Source organism: Vibrio sp. Vb0667 (assembly GCF_033391095.1).
Genome location: NZ_JAWPOL010000041.1, coordinates 12,496 through 30,604, shown reverse-complemented (window position 1 = coordinate 30,604; position 18,109 = coordinate 12,496). Strand labels below are relative to the sequence as shown.

The window sequence follows — 18,109 nt, the reverse complement described above, 5'->3', positions numbered from 1 at the left end:
CAGCAACTTAGTTGCTCGTCGTTAGGGGTGCGTATCTTACTTCACACCGTGAGAGAGTCAAGCATTTTTTTCAAATTCTTTTTTCTCTCTTCCCGACTCACTGTGTGACTTTCGTCTCACTCCGTGTCGGTGGATGCGCAGTATAGGGGGTTGAGAAATTAGCACAAGCGTTTTTTGCAAAAAAACTTTCAACCGAACAAATAACAAGCATTCTGCATAGATACTCAACGATCTTGTCTAATATTTCGGGTTGTAGAGGATCTTTTCATGATGAAACACCTGACTTCTGCATTAAAAGATCGCCTATTTCTTTGTGATTTTGATTGCTGATCTTATCTCTCTTGGTTCTTTTTTCTCTTTCTATCGATATAAAGACGAAAAAAAAGAGCAGAACGATGACGAACTGCTCTTTTGGTCTTTGCTTTTTATTTGGGGTACTTCAGGTGAAGTCTTGGAAAAGTGTTTCTTCTATATATAGAAGAAAAGATCAGAGCATCCTTGCCCTTCTCTTTACGACAGATTAGTTAGGGGTATATCTAAATGTCGTTATTGTTCGATGACGCATTGAGCTCGTAAGAGTGGAGCATGCTTGCATTCCCAATGGCGTCATCTTCGAGAGGAACTTAGTTCTTCAATACTTTTACGGTGTAGCTACCATCTTTTTGTTGGTATAGACCGTGGATGTCGGTTTCGAAACCTGGGTAATGCGCACCGATCTCACAAAGCATCTCTAGGAAGTCCAGCACAGGGCGAGACTCTTGAGTCACCATTTCACCAGGAAGTACTAGTGGCACACCTGGAGGGTAAGGAAGGATCATGTTCGCACTTACGCGGCCAACCATTTCTTCCAGTTTGATTTCTTCTACGTTACCGCGAAGCTCTTCTTGCCATGCTGCGTGTGGTGTTACTTTCATTTCTGGAAGTACATCGAATGCTTTGTACATTAGCTCTGGTAGGTTGTATTTCTTAGTTAGGTCATGAATTGCTTGTGCTAGTTCTTGAACGCGCATGCCTTCATAGAAGCTTGGGTCTTCGTTGTATAGCGAAGGTAGGAAGCTCTTGATGGTTAGGTTCAAGTCGTAGCCACGTTTAAATTCAGTTAGACCGCGTAGCAATTGCATTGCTTTTGATTTGTCGATACCGATTGAGAATAGGAACAACAAGTTGTATGGACCTGTTTTCTCTACCACGATGCCGCGCTCGTCTAGGAATTTAGCCACCAGCGAAGCAGGAATACCTGATTCTTCTAGTTCGCCTTCTTTATTCATCCCAGGAGTCAGTAGCGTTACTTTGATTGGATCAAGATACATGTGATTGTCATCCATGTTCTTGAAGCCGTGCCATGTGTCGCTAGGGTCTAGTTTCCAACATTCTGTGGTATCGATGTTTTCTGGTTGCCATACATCGAAGAACCAGCTGTCGCTTTCTGCTTCTAGACGTTTGATCTCTTTACGGAAGCGGATTGCGCGATCGATAGAGTCTTGCATCAACTTCTTACCAGTGTTGCCGCGCATCATTGCCGCTGCAGTTTCAGTAGAAGCAACAATGCCGTACTGAGGTGAAGTTGAAGTGTGCATCATGAATGCTTCGTTGAAAGATTCTTTATCAAAGTCACCTTTCACGTGAATCATTGAAGCTTGCGAGAACGCAGCCAACAGTTTGTGTGTTGATTGTGTTTCGTAGAACACTTTGCCTGGCATCGCTTCACCACTCATACCACATTTACCTTCGTAAATTGGGTTGAAGTTAGTGTAAGGCACCCAAGCACTGTCGAAGTGGATGTGTTTACAATCTAGCGACTCTTTGATGAATTGTGTGTTGTACAACAAGCCATCGTAAGTTGAGTTAGTCACTACTGCGTAAGTTGGTGCTGTTGCACCTGGTGTTTTCGCCACTTTCTCTGCGATTACATCGCGGCTGAATTCGCTTTGTGGGATACCACCAAGGATGCCGTATGCGTTACGAGTTGGGCGGAAGTAGATTGGTGTCACGTCGCTCATCATCATTAGGTGAGTCAGAGACTTGTGACAGTTACGGTCAATCAGTACTGTGCTGCCTGCAGGCGCTGAGTACATACCAACGATTTTGTTCGATGTAGACGTACCGTTAGTTACGATGTACGAGCTGTCTGCATTGAATGTACGTGCGATGTATTCTTCTGCATCTTTATGTGGACCTGAGTGGTCTAGTAGAGAACCTAGCTCAGGCATTGAGATTGATACGTCCGCTTTAAATGTGTTTGGACCGTAAAAATCGTAGAAGATGCTACCAGCAGGGCTTTTCTGGAATGCAGTACCGCCCATGTGACCTGGAGTACAGAAGGTGTATTTACCTTCTTCTACGTATTTGAATAGCGCTTTAGTGAATGGAGGCATGATGGCATCTTTGTATGCCTCAGTCGCTTGGTTGATTTTGATAGCGATGTCGTCAGCCATACCTAAAGCGTACTCGAAGAAGCTCACGTTTAGACGTAGGTCTGTTAGTGAAATGTCTAGAGTAGACTGTTCGTTAGCAAATGCGTGAACAGGCAGTTTTTCGTTGATTTGGCTGATACGTTCACATAGCTCTAGTGAGTATTTATCCCAGTCGAACAGTACACCGCAAATGCGTGGGTTCATCTCAATCATTTTGATCAAGTCTTTATCATCTACTGGGTAAACCACTTCGTAGCCCGCTTTCTCAAGAGCAGCGTGAAGTTGACGAACTGGCTCTTCTTTAAAGAACACACCCATGTGGTTCAAGATAGCGAATATATTCATTTGGACATCTCCAAGGCGAATGAGGGCGCTCTTTGCCATTTACAGGCAATGAGTAAGGTGAGCGCCGCGTGAATTTGGGTTTTATGGGCTGGCACCGTAGTGCCAGCGTTTTGGGGATTAGTTGCTTGCTTGGGCAGGCATGTCGTCAGCGTGCATTTTCACGTACTGAGCAAGACCTGCTTTTTTGCTGTAGAACATCAAGATAACTAGAGACACGATGAAGGTTGCTGTTAGCGTACCGCCCTCTGCACCTGCTAGTGCGATGAAGCAGAACAGACAAGCCACACCAGAGAACAGCATTACGAAGCCGTTGCGTGTTGTCATACCTTCGAAGCGAATCAAGTTAATGCTTGAGTAGAAGTAAGGCAGCATAGTTAGTAGAACTGCGTCAGTTGTTAGCTGGTTGAACAAGTCTGATGCGTGTGCTGTTTTAGAGCTGAAGAACATCAGTACAACCATCAGTGCAGTCATCTTGATTGACGCAAGGATTAGACCTTTCTTAGGCACACCGTTTTTGTCAGTTTCGCCGTAGATTTTAGGGAAGTTGCCGTCGTTTGCTGCGCGTTTACCTGCTTCACCTACTAGCATCATCCAAGAACCTAGCGAAGTGAAACATGCTAGCGCTGTGAATGCTGATACGAATGGTGCTGTCCAGCTACCGAATAGCTCAGTGGTTGCTAGTGCAAATGGCGCACCTGATGCCGCAACTTCTGACGCTGGGAACATACCGCTGATCATTTGAGTTGATAGGATGTAAATCACACCTGCGATACCAGTACCCAACATAGTTGCTAGGGGTACAGTACGTTTAGGGTTTTCTACCATACCAGTCGATACCGCTGCTGATTCCACACCTACGAATGACCATAGACAGATAAGAACCGCTGTTACTACCGCGTGGCTGTCAGTGCCTGCTGATACGTTCCAGTTTTGGCTGTAAAGCGCAGTATCGAAGTGCGTCCAACCAAATGCAGCTGTACCAACAACTGGGATAAGGATAAGAACTAGACCAAGCGTACATAGACGGCTTACCCAGCTACCACCAAGTAGGTTGACGAAAGTGAAGATCCATACCGATGCAATCGTCGCAATACCTGCTGGGATTGGGTTATTAAGCACAGGGAAGAATACTGAAAGGTAAGAAACACCTGTAATGGCAATAGCCAGGTTACCAATCCAGTTCGCGTGGTAATAAAGAACGCCCGTTTGGAAACCAAATACCGGAGACACTTCGCCAGCATAAGCGATAGGACCACCTTCTTGTGGGTTTTTGGTTGCCAGACGAGCGTAAACGAACGCCAGACTCAGTGCACCGACCAAACAGATCAGCCAACTGAAGATTGAAACAGAGCCTACAGAGGCAAGACTAGAAGGTAATAGTGCAATACCACTACCCATCATGTTACCGGCTACGACACCCGTACAGGCAATAAGGCCGATTTTTTTCGCATTCGATGACATAACATCTCCAAATCTATTCTACTCGAGTCAACATGACTCAAACTGAATGGTTATTAGCGAGATGCTATGAGGAAGAACCTGCTCGACCTCGCTAAATTTCGAAGTGAAGACTACGCCCAAAAATCGGGAAAAAAATAAACTTGGTGTTATCAATAAAATGATTAGTTCATCAACATCAAGTTGAGATAAACATGATAAACACAAAAATATAAAACCATATTATTCATTTAGTTATAAGAAAAACATCAAACCTTCTACCGATAGATAAACTCTCATCAACTCGTTGGTCATCGCGATAAAAGTTATCAACCTCTATCAACTTCCCCATCCCGAAGGGTTAATTCCCTGAAGTGTTGATTCCATAAATCTCTCCCTGATCGCGCTTTTTGACCCACATCAATATTCATCTCGCCTGCAAGAAAGCATCAAAATCATTCTCGCCACATAACTCAGCCAGACACTTCATACAATCAATAGAGATAGAGATAGAGATAGAGAAGCAAAGCGGGTATGTATTCCCGTTGCAAGCTTGCGTTGTTAGCTCCTTCGTAAGTCATTGCCCCACCGCCTCACCCTTTTCACTTTTCGACAGCGACAAAAAAGCCCCTCACCGAAATGAGGGGCTAGCATTAGACTGACGTTGAGTCCGAGAGAATTAAAGCATTCGAACGACAGAAGGGTGAACGGCGCGATACATGGCGTAATCAATCGCCTTCATGTTACTTGGGAAGACCAAGTTTTCGCACAGCAGGTACGTCTCAACCGACGTATCAATATAGAAAGCTTCACTGTAAGACTCACTGGCTAAATCCAGATCACCATCCAATTCGGCGTGCTTACCGCGAATCACATAGGAAAGCACTGAATCACGTAACCTCAATGCCTGTCCGAGATGCCGCTTGGCTAACGCCATGTCACCAATGATGGTTTCGTGCAGTGCTAAAGCTTCATAAATTCGCGGTTGAATTGGCCCCACCATCATTTTCACATTAGTCTCTAGTGCTTCACTGAGCTGCTGCATTCGCCCTTTCTTCAACTCCTGTGAGAAATCAAGAGCCTTTTGTACATGGTAAGCAATCAACAACTCAGCTTGAACGTAAGCATTATCCGGCTCGATTTCTAAAATGTTTTCCATCAAGTCGATACCTTGGCGGAATTGTTTAGTATCAGAGACATTAAGGTAATGGTTAGCCTGAACAAACAACTCCAACGCGTCGGGATTCATTGGCATTCCCGCCACCAGCATCGTAGATTTCAATTTGGCATCCGATACTTTCAGCACTTGCATCAAATCCAACGATGCTTGTTGAAGCACTGTCTTTAAATGACTACTGGTTAACGCGTATTGACGACTAAACAACACTTTCTCAGATGAGTTATTGCGATATTCCACCTCTAAAAAGCTGCCACCGTCATTCTCACGAACTCTCACCACAACCGATTTACCAGGCACAATGCCAGAAGTAAACGACGCCTTCTTTAGCATGACTCGGTAATCACTGACTTGAGCAATGTCGGACATCAACTTTTGGGCGAATCCGTCTGCCAAATCGTAGCTTAATCCTTCATTCGTAAAATTATCTTGAAACTTGAACTCAATCAGATGGGTATCGATGGCTTGGGTAATACGCACTTCCGACTGCTTGTAGGTAAACACGCCCATCACTACGACCAACATACTGATCCAGATGAAGTTCATAATTCCCAATCGCCAAGGGCTGATTTTGTTTTTGCTCTGAGGTGCTTTTTTCTCTTTTGACATCTCGCAGACTGCGCGAGTTAGAGGACCGGCAGGAAAGGTAACGGCTGGTGCTATAGGTAGACAATCCTCTTCCGATTCTTCAACAGAAGGTGGGATCTCTTCATTTTGCCGACTTGTGACAAACTCTTCATGCGTCATAGTAACCACGTTCGCTACCAGCTTATAGCCACGCTTGGGCACCGTGATAACGTAGTTGGTATTTTCCTCTCGACCGTCACGTAGTAGCTTACGCAACTCAAAGATGGATTGAGTCACCACTTGATCGGTCACAATCGCTCCAGCCCAAACGTACTGAATCAATTCCTCGCGGTTGAACACCTCATTCGCATGCTCCGCTAAGAAGTGCAAAAGATTAATTAAGCGTGGCTCAACAGTAACTTCCCTATCTTGTCGATACAGCTTATTTTCATCAACGCTCAAAACCCAGTCATTGATTTGAAAATAGACTCCAACCATGTATGAAAACTCTCGTATCTACAGACAGCGTTACGCTAGGAATCAGACAATGGTCGATTCCTACAAGTAACTAAAGGCAAGATTATAGGTGGGAAAGCAGCGTGTACCTAGAAAAGCAAGTCGCCAAAAATGCAAACTTAAGTTAAGTGATGCAAGAATGAGACTACTCAAGTGCGGCAAGGATAGAGCAATGTGTGGCGTCATCGTCTGTATGACCACAACAAGCATCATTAATCTTCTTTAACGCTCGGCGAATTTTCGTCAGCTCGTTAATTTTCCCATCAATCAGCTCTAACTTGGCAGAAGTAATGGCTTTTACCTCTGCACAGCTGTGTTCTGTCGCTTCTAACTTAATTTCTAACAGGTCTTTAATTTCATCCAGACTCAAGCCAAGATCTTTACCTTTGAGGATAAAGTGCACCTGCTTTTGATTCTCTTCATCATACAAGCGATAGCCTGACTCACTTCGTCCTGCGGGTTTTATTAGCGCGTTTTTCTCGTAGAAACGCAATGTATCGGCAGTCACACCACAACGTTTTGCCAGTTCACCTATCTGAAACATAACTTTCCCTATTAACTATCTCGTTACTTTTAAAGCTAAAGAACGACTTTTTTGCAATTATTTTTGAGATGCCAAACGATTGCGCGAGCTTTTTTGTAATAAATTGGTTAGAATACGCGCCATCAAATGTGGAGACTGTTTTCTAACCAGAAAACACCCTGCAAAGGTCTTTACCAAAACTGGCCAATATTTTACCCCAAGAGGTAAAAACAAGTTCATTTTTGGCAAACATCTTTAACTCCGTGAATTTGAGGAAAATGGAAGCATGAATAACGCTCGTCCTATTCGCCGTGCGCTTATCAGCGTATCAGACAAAACAGGTATTGTTGAGTTTGCGCAAGCTCTTGCTGAGCGCGGTGTCGATATCCTATCTACTGATGGTACAGCTCGCCTACTTGCCGAACAAGGCATCGCCGTAACCGAAGTCTCTGACTACACTGGTTTCCCAGAAATGATGGACGGCCGCGTTAAAACGCTTCACCCAAAAGTTCACGGTGGTGTGCTTGGTCGTCGTGGCCAAGATGATGACGTGATGGAAAAGCACGGCATCAACCCTATCGATATGGTTGTCGTAAACCTATACCCATTCGCAGAAACCGTTGCCAAAGAAGGCTGTACACTAGCCGACGCTGTTGAAAACATCGATATCGGCGGCCCAACAATGGTTCGTTCTGCAGCGAAAAACCACAAAGACGTGACTATCGTTGTTAACGCAGGTGATTACGGCCGCGTAATTGCAGAGATGGACGAAAACGACAAATCTCTCACTCTCGAAACTCGCTTCGACCTTGCCATCGCTGCTTTTGAACACACTGCCGCTTACGACGGCATGATCGCAAACTACTTCGGCACTATGGTTCCATCTTACGGTGAGAACAAAGAAGGTGATGAAGAGAGCAAATTCCCTCGTACGTTCAACCAACAGTTCGAGAAGAAGCAAGACATGCGCTACGGTGAGAACAGCCACCAAGCAGCCGCATTCTACGTTGAAGCAAACCCACAAGAAGCATCCGTTTCTACTGCTCGCCAAATCCAAGGTAAAGCCCTTTCTTACAACAACATCGCAGACACGGACGCCGCACTTGAGTGTGTGAAAGAGTTCAACGAGCCAGCATGTGTAATCGTAAAACACGCAAACCCATGCGGTGTTGCTCTAGGTAAAGACATCCTAGAAGCGTACAACCGCGCTTACCAAACTGACCCAACATCTGCATTCGGCGGCATCATTGCATTCAACCAAGAGCTAGATGCTGAAACAGCAACCGCTATTGTTGAACGTCAATTCGTTGAGGTCATCATCGCTCCTTCTGTTTCTTCTGAAGCGATTGAAGTGGTTGCAGCGAAGAAGAACGTGCGTCTACTTGAATGTGGCGAATGGACAACGAAGACAACTGGCTTTGACGTGAAACGCGTGAATGGCGGTCTACTGGTTCAAGACCGAGACCAAGGTATGGTGAGCCTAGACGATCTAAAAGTGGTTTCTAAGCGCCAGCCAACAGAAGAAGAGCTGAAAGATGCACTGTTCTGCTGGAAAGTAGCGAAATACGTGAAATCTAACGCAATCGTTTACTCGAAAGGCGACATGACTATCGGTGTAGGTGCTGGCCAAATGAGCCGCGTTTACTCTGCGAAAATCGCAGGCATCAAAGCTGCAGACGAAGGTCTACAGGTTGAAGGTTGTGTAATGGCATCAGATGCATTCTTCCCATTCCGTGACGGTATCGACGCGGCTGCAGAAGCGGGCATCAAGTGTGTGATCCAACCAGGTGGTTCTATGCGTGATGACGAAGTTATCGCAGCGGCAGACGAACACGGCATGGCGATGATCTTTACCGGTATGCGTCACTTCCGCCACTAATCCTCTCGTCTTCACTGGGACGATAACTGCGTTGACGGCGTTCACTTATCCTAATCACATAGCATACTATGCTCATAGGAATAAGTTCACTTGTCGCCTTGTCCTCGTCCCACTGAATTAGAGAGGCCATACTCAGGTCTTTGCGAAATATCTGAGTTTGAGCAAACGGTATTTATAAGATTAAGGATTTTCATATGCGAGTTTTAATCATTGGTTCAGGCGGTCGTGAACATGCGCTAGGTTGGAAAGCGGCACAAAACCCAAATGTTGAGACTATCTTCGTTGCACCAGGCAACGCAGGTACAGCACTAGAGCCAAAACTAGAGAACGTAAACATCGATGTAGAAGACATCGCTGGCCTTGTTGCTTTCGCCAAAGAGAAGGCGATTGAACTGACTATCGTTGGCCCAGAAGCACCATTGGTTATTGGTGTGGTTGATGCGTTCCGCGAAGCGGGCTTACCAATCTTTGGCCCTACCCAGGCCGCAGCGCAACTTGAAGGCTCTAAAGCGTTTACCAAAGACTTCCTTGCTCGTCACCAAATCCCAACGGGTGCCTACGCGAATTTCACTGAAATCGAGCCTGCACTGGCTTACGTGCGTGAGCAAGGTGCACCGATCGTGGTGAAAGCCGACGGCCTTGCAGCTGGTAAAGGCGTGATTGTGGCAATGACGCTAGAAGAAGCTGAGGACGCAATCAAAGACATGCTAGCAGGCAACGCATTTGGTGATGCTGGTAGTCGTGTCGTTATCGAAGAGTTCCTAGATGGTGAAGAAGCAAGCTTCATCGTGATGGTCGATGGTGAGAACGTTCTGCCTATGGCCACCAGCCAAGACCACAAACGCGTAGGCGACAAAGATACTGGTCCTAACACCGGTGGTATGGGAGCATACTCTCCAGCTCCAGTGGTGACACAAGAAATCCACAACCGCATCATGGAAGAAGTGATTTACCCAACCGTACGTGGCATGGCCGCTGAAGGTAACCCTTACACTGGTTTCCTATACGCGGGTCTGATGATCGACAAAGACGGCACTCCGAAAGTGATCGAGTACAACTGCCGCTTCGGTGATCCTGAGACACAACCTATCATGATGCGCATGGAATCAGATCTTGTTGATCTGTGCCTAGCGGCAATCGACGAGAAACTGGATCAAGCGGAATCGAAGTGGGATCCACGAGCATCGATTGGTATCGTGCTAGCAGCCGGTGGTTATCCAGCAGCGTACAACAAAGGCGACGTTATTTCGGGTCTGCCACAAGTTGAAATTGAAGGCGAAAAAGTCTTCCATGCTGGTACAGGTAACAAAGATGGCGACATCGTGACAAACGGTGGTCGCGTTCTTTGTGCAACGGCACTTGGCAACAGCGTATCAGAAGCGCAGCAGCGTGCTTACGAGCTTGCAAAACAGATCAGTTGGGATGGCATGTTCCATCGCAACGATATCGGCTACCGTGCAATTGCACGTGAGCAAGAAAAATAAAAACAACATAAGTTGGCTAAAAAACAAAAGGCGCACTCAGCGCCTTTTTTTATTGTTCTTGTTCGACAGAATTCGAAGCAATGTTTATTGAGAGATCAACTTTGGCCGAGAAACACAATCAAAGTCATCGTCATTGAGCATCAACAGTTCATCGACCATTGCTTTGTTTCGTGACTGCTTGCCGACAAAAGCCACATAACTGTCTACCGATGAGAGACGCTCGATAATAAATTTTGGCAGCGTCTGATTAAACTCGAGTGTCGAGAACACCTTACCTTTGCAGGTTTCAAACGATTGACCATTCCAATAACCTTGAATAAGGCTCTGATTGTTACGAGACTGCGCCTTAACCGATGCCACTACGTCATTCGCTTCTGCTTTGTAGCGCTCTAATTGGTCATGCTGGAGTGGTAAGACTTTACGGTTAACACGATATTGTTGGTAAACCGCTTCGCCATCTTTATTGAAACGGATGTGGATTTGAAAAGGCACCAACTCTTGTTTGGTATCAACTTGCTCGCCTTTTCGAATCAACTCTCGCAACTCACCTTCATCCCAGCGATAATCACTCTTGAACCAACCATTGTCCCCCATAGTCACATAATCAGCCGCCGTACTCACACGAGTGAGTTTCTCTGTCATCCAGTACAAGCTGCTAGCATCTCCCGCAACTTTACCACCAGAAAAATGCGTGAATTGTTCTAAATTAGGAGTTTCAACCGATGAACAGCCAAAAAGGGTAAGGCTAGATAGGAGAAGTGAAGTGAGTAGATGTTTTTTCATGAAATTGCACCGAGGCAGGATACCTCGGTGCATTCTAACTTAGTTTACTGATTCTTTCAGCGCTTTACCTGCTACGAATGCTGGTACGTTAGCTGCTGCGATTTGAATCTCGTCACCAGTCTTAGGGTTACGACCAGTACGTGCAGCGCGGTGGTTTACTTTGAATGTACCAAAACCAATTAGTTGAACTTGGTCACCCTCTTTAAGTGCGCCAGTTACACCATCAAGAGTCGCTTCAAGAGCAGCTTTTGCTTGTGCTTTTGATAGGTCTGCTTTCTCTGCGATAAAGTCGATTAATTGGGTCTTGTTCATTAGGTTTCCCTTCTCATAGGTTATCGAATTCGTCTCACTCTAAAACATAAATGCCCCATCTGGCAAAGGTTTGTAAGCGATCTTTCGATTTTCTGACGTACTTTTAGCCATAATATGAGTAATAACTCACAATTTGTTACCACATACCCCCTGAAAACCCTTGCTTTCCAAGGTATTTGGACCAATTTATAAGTCACTTTTGCGGTTATAATAGCTGCAAATAACCACTATCAAACTACATTCAAGGGCAACTATGCTGCTGTTATCCATTTATATCTCTATTGCAATCGGCATTTCGTTTATCTGTTCGGTGCTGGAGGCGGTACTGCTGAGTATCAGTCCGAGCTACATTGCGCAGCTCAATCAACAGGGGCATCCCGCAGCTGGGCAATTGGCTAAGCTGAAATCAGATATCGACCGACCACTGGCATCTATTCTGACTTTAAACACCATCGCTCACACGATCGGCGCGGCCACTGCTGGTGCACAAGCTGCGGTTGTATTTGGTAGCGAAGCATTAGGTATCTTTTCGGCAGTGCTGACATTGGCGATCTTAGTGCTTTCAGAAATCGTACCGAAGACGATTGGCGCGACCTACTGGCGCCAGTTGGCACCCGCTGCCGCGGTCGCATTGCGTTGGATGGTATGGGCGCTTACACCCTTTGTTTGGTTCTCAGAGCAAATCACCAAGCGTCTTGCTCGTAACCACGAAGCTCCAAAGATGCGTGATGAGCTGTCTGCAATGGCGATTCTGGCACGTGAAAGCGGTGAATTTGCCGAGGGTGAATCAAAAATCTTAAGCAACTTGCTTGGCATCCAAGATGTACCCGTAACGCAGGTTATGACGCCACGACCAGTAGTATTCCGTGTCGATGCCACAATGACCATCAATGAGTTCCTAGAAAAACACAAAGATACGCCTTTCTCACGCCCATTGGTTTACAGCGAACAGAAAGATAACATCATTGGTTTTGTGCATCGCCTTGAGTTGTTCAAACTACAACAATCAGGTTGTGGACAGAAACAGTTGGGAGCAATCATGCGCCCAATTCAAGTGGTGCTAAACAATACCACTTTACCTAAAGTATTCGACCAGATGATGACTCATCGCTTACAGCTGGCACTTGTTGTTGATGAATACGGTACCGTGCTAGGTTTGGTAACGTTGGAAGATATTTTTGAACACCTCGTAGGCGAGGAGATCATCGACGAAGCAGATAAAAGCACTGACATGCAGGAGCTGGCTTACCAACGCTGGGAAAGCTGGAAAGAAATGCACGGCGTAATCGAAAGCCGCGATGACGATGAAGAAGATAATGAGCCGGAGAAGCAGGATAAAGAGCCAGAAGCTCAAGAGCCACCGAAATCCGACTCGAAAGAATCGTAATCAGCATTAGGTATAACAGCTTAAACGCACAAACAAAAAAGGCATCCAGTTAGGATGCCTTTTTCTATTTATTCAACGATTAAAGTGCAATACCGATGTTGCTCACACCTTCTTCACGTAGCTCTTCACGCAAATCTTTAATCAAGCTGATGTCACGTTCTACCGCTTCACGCAGCGGACGGAAGATAGCCCACTGGACGTCCCACTCTTCACATACGGCTTCGTTTTCTTTCTGGTTGTCGTTGGTGATTGGCTCTGCACCTTGCGCTTGCTCTAGGTCAGCAACGGTTTGTACCGACTGTTGGCTCACTTTAAGCATTGAATCGAAAAGGTAGTCGCGATCCAATAGACCATGCAGTAACGTAGACAAACCCTGACACGCGTCCATCGCTGGGTAAACGCCGTAAAAATCGAACTCATCCGCACTTGGGAACAATTCTTCTAACTTCTCTAATTGGCGTTCGAAGTTAATTTTCGCGTTCTTAACTGTCAAAATTTCCCATACACTATCAAGAATCGCTCGGTAAGCACGCGGGTCAGCAAATTCTGTATTCTCACAAAACATCGCATAGTTTGGATACATGCGTTCACACAGACACGCCATAAAGGTAATTTGTTGCCAAGGTTCTAGTTTTTCTAAACGAACCTGAAGAGGATTCTTAAGCATAGTCACTCAATCATTGAAGAAAAAAACAGCGAAAGTGTACTTGATTCATCACAGGGAAAAAAGTTAATGCCGCATTCAAATCAGATTTTCCTGCTCTCAGAGCATCGCGACACCTACAAAACGTTACTGGCAGAGAAAAATCTGCCCGATCTTTGCCTCACCGACCAACCAGAAGCCGCTCAGATCGTACTAGCGGATCCACCCTTACTATCACAAAGCTTAGACGAGTTTTCACAGCTTGAATGGGTACAATCCACGTTTGCTGGTGTCAACGCCTTAACATCCCCTAGCCTTCGTCAGGACTATACTCTAACTAACGTTCGAGGCATCTTTGGTCCACTGATTGCTGAATATGTTTTGGGTTACAGTATTGCCCATTACCGCCACTTTGCCCGATACCACCAGCAGCAACAAAACAAACAATGGCAGCCTCACCTGTACACGTCATTAAAAAGTAAAACCATGGTAATTCTTGGTACCGGTAGCATTGGGGGCTATCTGGGCAACGCCGCTAAAGCAATGGGGATAAAAACTATCGGTATTAACCGCACAGGTATCCCTACTCTAGGCGGCGAGTTTCATCAGACCTTTCATATCAATGAACTAAGTAAGGCATTTGAGCAAGCCGACATCGTTGTGAATACTCTACCAAGTACACCTGAGACGCGACAGTTACTTAATCGTCAAACGCTCAGCCAACTAAATCAGGCGTTATTGTTTAACGTAGGTCGTGGCGACGTACTGGATGAGGCAGGGTTGCTCTTCGCTCTGAAAAACCGTTGGGTAGAACACGCCTTCTTAGATGTGTTTGAGCAAGAACCGTTGTCGGTAGAGCATCCATTTTGGAAACTACCGCAAGTCACCATCACTCCACACATTGCTGCGCTGAGTTTTCCCGAGCAAGTCATCGAGATTTTTGCTGACAACTATCTACGCTGGCGCGATGGGTTTTCATTAAATTATCAAGTGGATTTCGAAAAGGGTTACTAAGAATGTCGTTAGACGAGCTATTGCAGCAAGTGAGGGCCTGCCAGATATGCGCGGATAACTTACCTTTGGGTGCAAACCCTGTCGTGCAAGCAGCAAAAGGGGCACGCATCCTAATCATCGGTCAGGCCCCTGGCACACGTGTACACAAAACCTCGATACCTTGGAATGACCCAAGTGGTGATCGATTACGCCAATGGCTCGATATCGACAAAGACGTTTTCTACGACCCAAATAAAATTGCCATTGTCCCAATGGGATTCTGTTATCCAGGCAAAGGGAACTCTGGTGATTTACCGCCTCGTAAAGAATGTGCGCCCACTTGGCATAAAAAGATTCTTGAGCAACTGCCCAATATAGAGCTCACTCTACTAATTGGTCAGTACTCGCAGCAGTACTATCTCACTAACAAACCAAAGACGCTCACGCAAACTGTTCAGCAATGGCAAGATTGGGAACCGGACTTTATCCCGCTCCCTCACCCATCCCCACGCAATACATTGTGGTTAAAGAAGAATCCTTGGTTTGAATCTGACGTCGTGCCATACCTTAAAAAACGCGTTCACTCGATGCTTTAGGTTACCCATGATCTAATTGCTTGTTTATCTGTACAAGAAAATTAGAACATAAAACCAGAAATCATAAGCATTTGTTTATATTGAATTTTAATGTCTAATGTACAGCTAGAGTAGTAATTAGATCATAGTAGGCCAAATACTACCAGAGCTGTACGGCCTTGAGTTTTAGGTAAAAAAATACCGGCACTGAATGCCGGTATTTGATTTCAAAAAAATCTAACTTACTTGTGGTATGGCTTAGATAGCTCGTGTACCGCATCCACAAAGACGCCCGCGTTTTCTGGCGGCACATCCAAATGGATACCGTGCCCTAGGTTGAACACATGACCAGTACCTGCATCACCAAAACCTTCTAGAATACCCGCGACTTCTTCACGGATACGCTCTGGTGAAGCGTAAAGCATTGATGGGTCCATGTTACCTTGCAGAGCCACTTTATCACCGATACGTACTTTCGCGTCTGCAATGTTGATTGTCCAGTCTAGACCAACCGCATCACAGCCCGTTGCTGCGATTTGCTCAAGCCACATGCCGCCATTCTTAGTAAACAGTGTGACTGGCACGCGACGACCGTCGTTTTCACGAATCAGACCATCTACAATCTTGTGCATGTATTGCAGTGAGAACAGATTGTAATCACGAGGCGTTAGTACGCCACCCCATGTGTCAAATACCATTACCGATTGCGCACCCGCTTTAATTTGCGCGTTTAAGTACTCGATAACGCTGTCTGCCAGCTTATCTAGAAGTAGGTGCAGAGTTTGTGGTTCCGCGTACATCATCTTCTTGATCTTGGTAAACGCTTTAGAGCTACCACCTTCGATCATATACGTCGCAAGAGTCCAAGGACTACCAGAAAAACCAATCAGCGGCACTTCACCCTTCAGGTCTTTACGGATCTGGCGTACTGCGTTCATTACGTATTGCAGTTCACCTTCAGGATCTGGCAAACCAATTTTTTCCACGTCGGCTTTGCATGTAATTGGGTTATCAAAAACAGGTCCTTCACCCGCAGCAAAACGCAAACCAAGCCCCATTGCATCTGGAATCGTTAAGATGTCCGAGAATAAGATCGCGGCATCAAGAGGAAAACGGCGTAATGGTTGAAGTGTCACTTCGGATGCTAATTCTGCATTTCGACACAAAGACATGAAATCACCCGCTTCTGCACGAGTCGCTTTGTATTCTGGTAGGTAACGACCTGCCTGGCGCATCATCCATACTGGCGTGTAATCTACCGGCTCTTTTAAAAGCGCACGCAGATAACGATCATTTTTTAATTCAGTCATTCCGTAATTCCAACTGTTAGGCTTTCTGTGAAAGGGGGTATTCTATCACTGATTTAAGTCCAATAGCTGTGTGCTTTGCAACCTGGATCAAGTTATTAACTTTTAAATCAATGCTTAATTTGCACCCAATCGGTATCAGTGTTAAAAATTTGTTCGCTAGCGAAAACTACAATTATAAACTGAGTACTTAGTACTCAGCATCTCATAACGACATCTTACTTACCCCCTCCCTCTCGGAGGGTTTTTTTTATCTATTTATCAGACAATTAGAGTCTATATCTTTCAGCGTTTGTTCGATAAGTGCTCTTGCAATCGTTCCTTTAGGCGCAACAGGCGGCATCTCGTCGATACCAAACCATTGTGCATCAGACAGCTCAGTGTAGTCTGGGCTTAACTCTCCGGATTCATAGTCAGCTAAAAACCCCATCATCATACTGGATGGGAAAGCCCAAGGCTGGCTGCCAAAGTAACGAATATTTTTAACGAGAATTCCCGTTTCTTCATGAATTTCTCGAGCCACGCACTCTTCTAATGTCTCACCGACTTCTAGAAAACCCGCAATAACCGTATACATACCATTTCGATGCCTTGGATGTTGGGCTAATAAGATCTGATTTTCTTTACGTACAGCAACGATAATACACGGAAATATTCTAGGATAATGAAGGGTGCGACATTCACCACACTGCATGGCTAACTGGTTATTATTAAGAAAGTTTCTTCCTCCGCACTGTGGACAAAAGCGCAAACTTTGCGTCATGTGCCCATATTGCACAGCTTTACTTAACAACATAAATAATGGCTCAGGAAAATGCAGGCAGTCACGCAGGGATACTAAAGGTAGATCATGCTCTAAATCGGCCAAGTTAAGCCACATGACGGGCGAACCAGAATACTCACCAATGGGTCTTGCACTCGTTACTGGCAGTGATAACTGCTCTGCAGACCCGAAGGGCACAGCACCATCCACCAGCCAAATTTCACTTCCTGCAACAACACACCAGTATGCATTTATCGCGCGGTTAACATCACCTTTTCTTAACATTACACCATCCCTTTGCTTGAAGTTCGTTCATTTTACTGGCAATCTAATTTCATACTAGAGTTTATCGTTAAGTAAATGTGCACTCTAAATTCTAGTAAGGACAAGAGTTTGTAATAACTTTACTAACTTTGCTTTGCAAAGGATACGTTCGCCGATGGGCGATCAGATCATGAGGGCATGGTCATGCTAAGAAAATTCAAACAAACACAAGACCAGTGGGGTGGCTCAAGTGATGTCATTGATCACTGGTTAGAGACACGACAATCCCTGATTGTTGAATATTGTAAGCTTGCAGCGCTGCAACCTTGTTCGAAAACCAATGTTATTGAACTCCCATCTCCTTCCGAACTGCAGGATTTCTGTCAGCACCTCGTTGATTACATCTCCGAAGGCCACTTTAAAATTTATGACATGGTTATGGACCGTTGGAAAGCAACCGGCTTTGTCGTGACTAATGAGATCAATCAAACCTATGGTCAAATTGTTCTAACGACTGAACCATTATTGAACTTTAACGATAAGTACTCAGAAGTGACTGAAGATGATGAATTAAATGATTTCGATTCTGATATGTGTCTCATTGGGGAAATTCTTGAGACTCGCTTTGAAGTCGAGGACTATCTGATACAGCAAATCGCAGAAAGCCTGTCTATGCCACCTGGGGCTTAGTATTTGCAAACATTTAGAAATAGAGTGAGAGAAAAGACTGACGATCATCG

15 protein-coding genes are annotated in these 18,109 nt (G+C 45.3%); 6 read left to right on the top strand and 9 right to left on the bottom strand.

What is annotated here, in order from left to right; translation table 11 throughout:
* Positions 1-623: 623 nt before the first annotated feature.
* From R8269_RS21725 to zntR, 4 genes are all read right to left on the bottom strand, one after another.
* On the bottom strand, positions 624-2,759 hold the full coding sequence (locus R8269_RS21725; protein WP_005451159.1) for a lysine decarboxylase CadA: 2,136 nt from the start codon (positions 2,757-2,759) through the stop codon (positions 624-626).
* 117 nt (positions 2,760-2,876) lie between these two features.
* Entirely contained in the window at positions 2,877-4,220 is a 1,344-nt protein-coding gene (gene cadB / locus R8269_RS21720) for a cadaverine/lysine antiporter (RefSeq protein ID WP_005434864.1), read from the bottom strand.
* A 655-nt stretch (positions 4,221-4,875) separates the two neighbouring features.
* The gene (cadC, locus tag R8269_RS21715) at positions 4,876-6,438 is read right to left on the bottom strand and encodes a lysine decarboxylation/transport transcriptional activator CadC (protein ID WP_005382530.1); all 1,563 of its coding nucleotides are present in this window, start codon (positions 6,436-6,438) and stop codon (positions 4,876-4,878) included.
* Positions 6,439-6,601: 163 nt separating this feature from the next.
* The gene (gene zntR, locus R8269_RS21710; protein ID WP_005382529.1) at positions 6,602-7,000 is read right to left on the bottom strand and encodes a Zn(2+)-responsive transcriptional regulator; all 399 of its coding nucleotides are present in this window, start codon (positions 6,998-7,000) and stop codon (positions 6,602-6,604) included.
* 265 nt (positions 7,001-7,265) lie between these two features.
* Between zntR and purH the strand changes: the two genes are divergently transcribed.
* A complete protein-coding gene (gene purH / locus R8269_RS21705) occupies positions 7,266-8,858 on the top strand; it encodes a bifunctional phosphoribosylaminoimidazolecarboxamide formyltransferase/IMP cyclohydrolase (RefSeq protein WP_258476659.1) in 1,593 nt (530 codons plus the stop codon).
* A gap of 194 nt (positions 8,859-9,052) precedes the next feature.
* The gene (gene purD, locus R8269_RS21700) at positions 9,053-10,342 is read left to right on the top strand and encodes a phosphoribosylamine--glycine ligase (RefSeq protein WP_047102533.1); all 1,290 of its coding nucleotides are present in this window, start codon (positions 9,053-9,055) and stop codon (positions 10,340-10,342) included.
* Between the two features lie 84 nt (positions 10,343-10,426).
* Here the strand turns inward: purD and R8269_RS21695 are convergent, their stop codons facing one another.
* Both R8269_RS21695 and hupA read right to left on the bottom strand, forming a co-directional pair.
* Complete coding sequence (locus R8269_RS21695; RefSeq protein ID WP_318222660.1) at positions 10,427-11,125, bottom strand: DUF1481 domain-containing protein; 699 nt, start codon at positions 11,123-11,125, stop codon at positions 10,427-10,429.
* Positions 11,126-11,164: 39 nt separating this feature from the next.
* Complete coding sequence (hupA, locus tag R8269_RS21690) at positions 11,165-11,437, bottom strand: nucleoid-associated protein HU-alpha (protein WP_005382524.1); 273 nt, start codon at positions 11,435-11,437, stop codon at positions 11,165-11,167.
* 253 nt (positions 11,438-11,690) lie between these two features.
* On the opposite strand from hupA, the gene R8269_RS21685 reads away from it, so the two are divergent.
* Positions 11,691-12,824, top strand: coding sequence for a hemolysin family protein (locus tag R8269_RS21685; RefSeq protein ID WP_054579646.1), 1,134 nt, complete (start codon positions 11,691-11,693; stop codon positions 12,822-12,824).
* Between the two features lie 79 nt (positions 12,825-12,903).
* Here the strand turns inward: R8269_RS21685 and R8269_RS21680 are convergent, their stop codons facing one another.
* Positions 12,904-13,491, bottom strand: coding sequence for a YjaG family protein (locus R8269_RS21680; RefSeq protein ID WP_005382520.1), 588 nt, complete (start codon positions 13,489-13,491; stop codon positions 12,904-12,906).
* Between the two features lie 66 nt (positions 13,492-13,557).
* Here R8269_RS21680 and R8269_RS21675 point away from each other — a divergent pair, with 66 nt between their 5' ends.
* Both R8269_RS21675 and R8269_RS21670 read left to right on the top strand, forming a co-directional pair.
* Positions 13,558-14,481, top strand: a complete 924-nt coding sequence (locus tag R8269_RS21675; RefSeq protein ID WP_213906398.1) for a D-2-hydroxyacid dehydrogenase — start codon at positions 13,558-13,560, stop codon at positions 14,479-14,481.
* A 2-nt stretch (positions 14,482-14,483) separates the two neighbouring features.
* The gene (locus R8269_RS21670) at positions 14,484-15,056 is read left to right on the top strand and encodes a uracil-DNA glycosylase family protein (RefSeq protein WP_005382518.1); all 573 of its coding nucleotides are present in this window, start codon (positions 14,484-14,486) and stop codon (positions 15,054-15,056) included.
* A 221-nt stretch (positions 15,057-15,277) separates the two neighbouring features.
* Here the strand turns inward: R8269_RS21670 and hemE are convergent, their stop codons facing one another.
* Both hemE and nudC read right to left on the bottom strand, forming a co-directional pair.
* Positions 15,278-16,345, bottom strand: a complete 1,068-nt coding sequence (hemE, locus tag R8269_RS21665) for a uroporphyrinogen decarboxylase (protein WP_213906397.1) — start codon at positions 16,343-16,345, stop codon at positions 15,278-15,280.
* A gap of 247 nt (positions 16,346-16,592) precedes the next feature.
* Complete coding sequence (gene nudC, locus R8269_RS21660) at positions 16,593-17,390, bottom strand: NAD(+) diphosphatase (RefSeq protein ID WP_005382516.1); 798 nt, start codon at positions 17,388-17,390, stop codon at positions 16,593-16,595.
* Positions 17,391-17,567: 177 nt separating this feature from the next.
* Here nudC and R8269_RS21655 point away from each other — a divergent pair, with 177 nt between their 5' ends.
* Entirely contained in the window at positions 17,568-18,059 is a 492-nt protein-coding gene (locus R8269_RS21655) for an Rsd/AlgQ family anti-sigma factor (protein ID WP_005382515.1), read from the top strand.
* Positions 18,060-18,109: the final 50 nt, after the last annotated feature.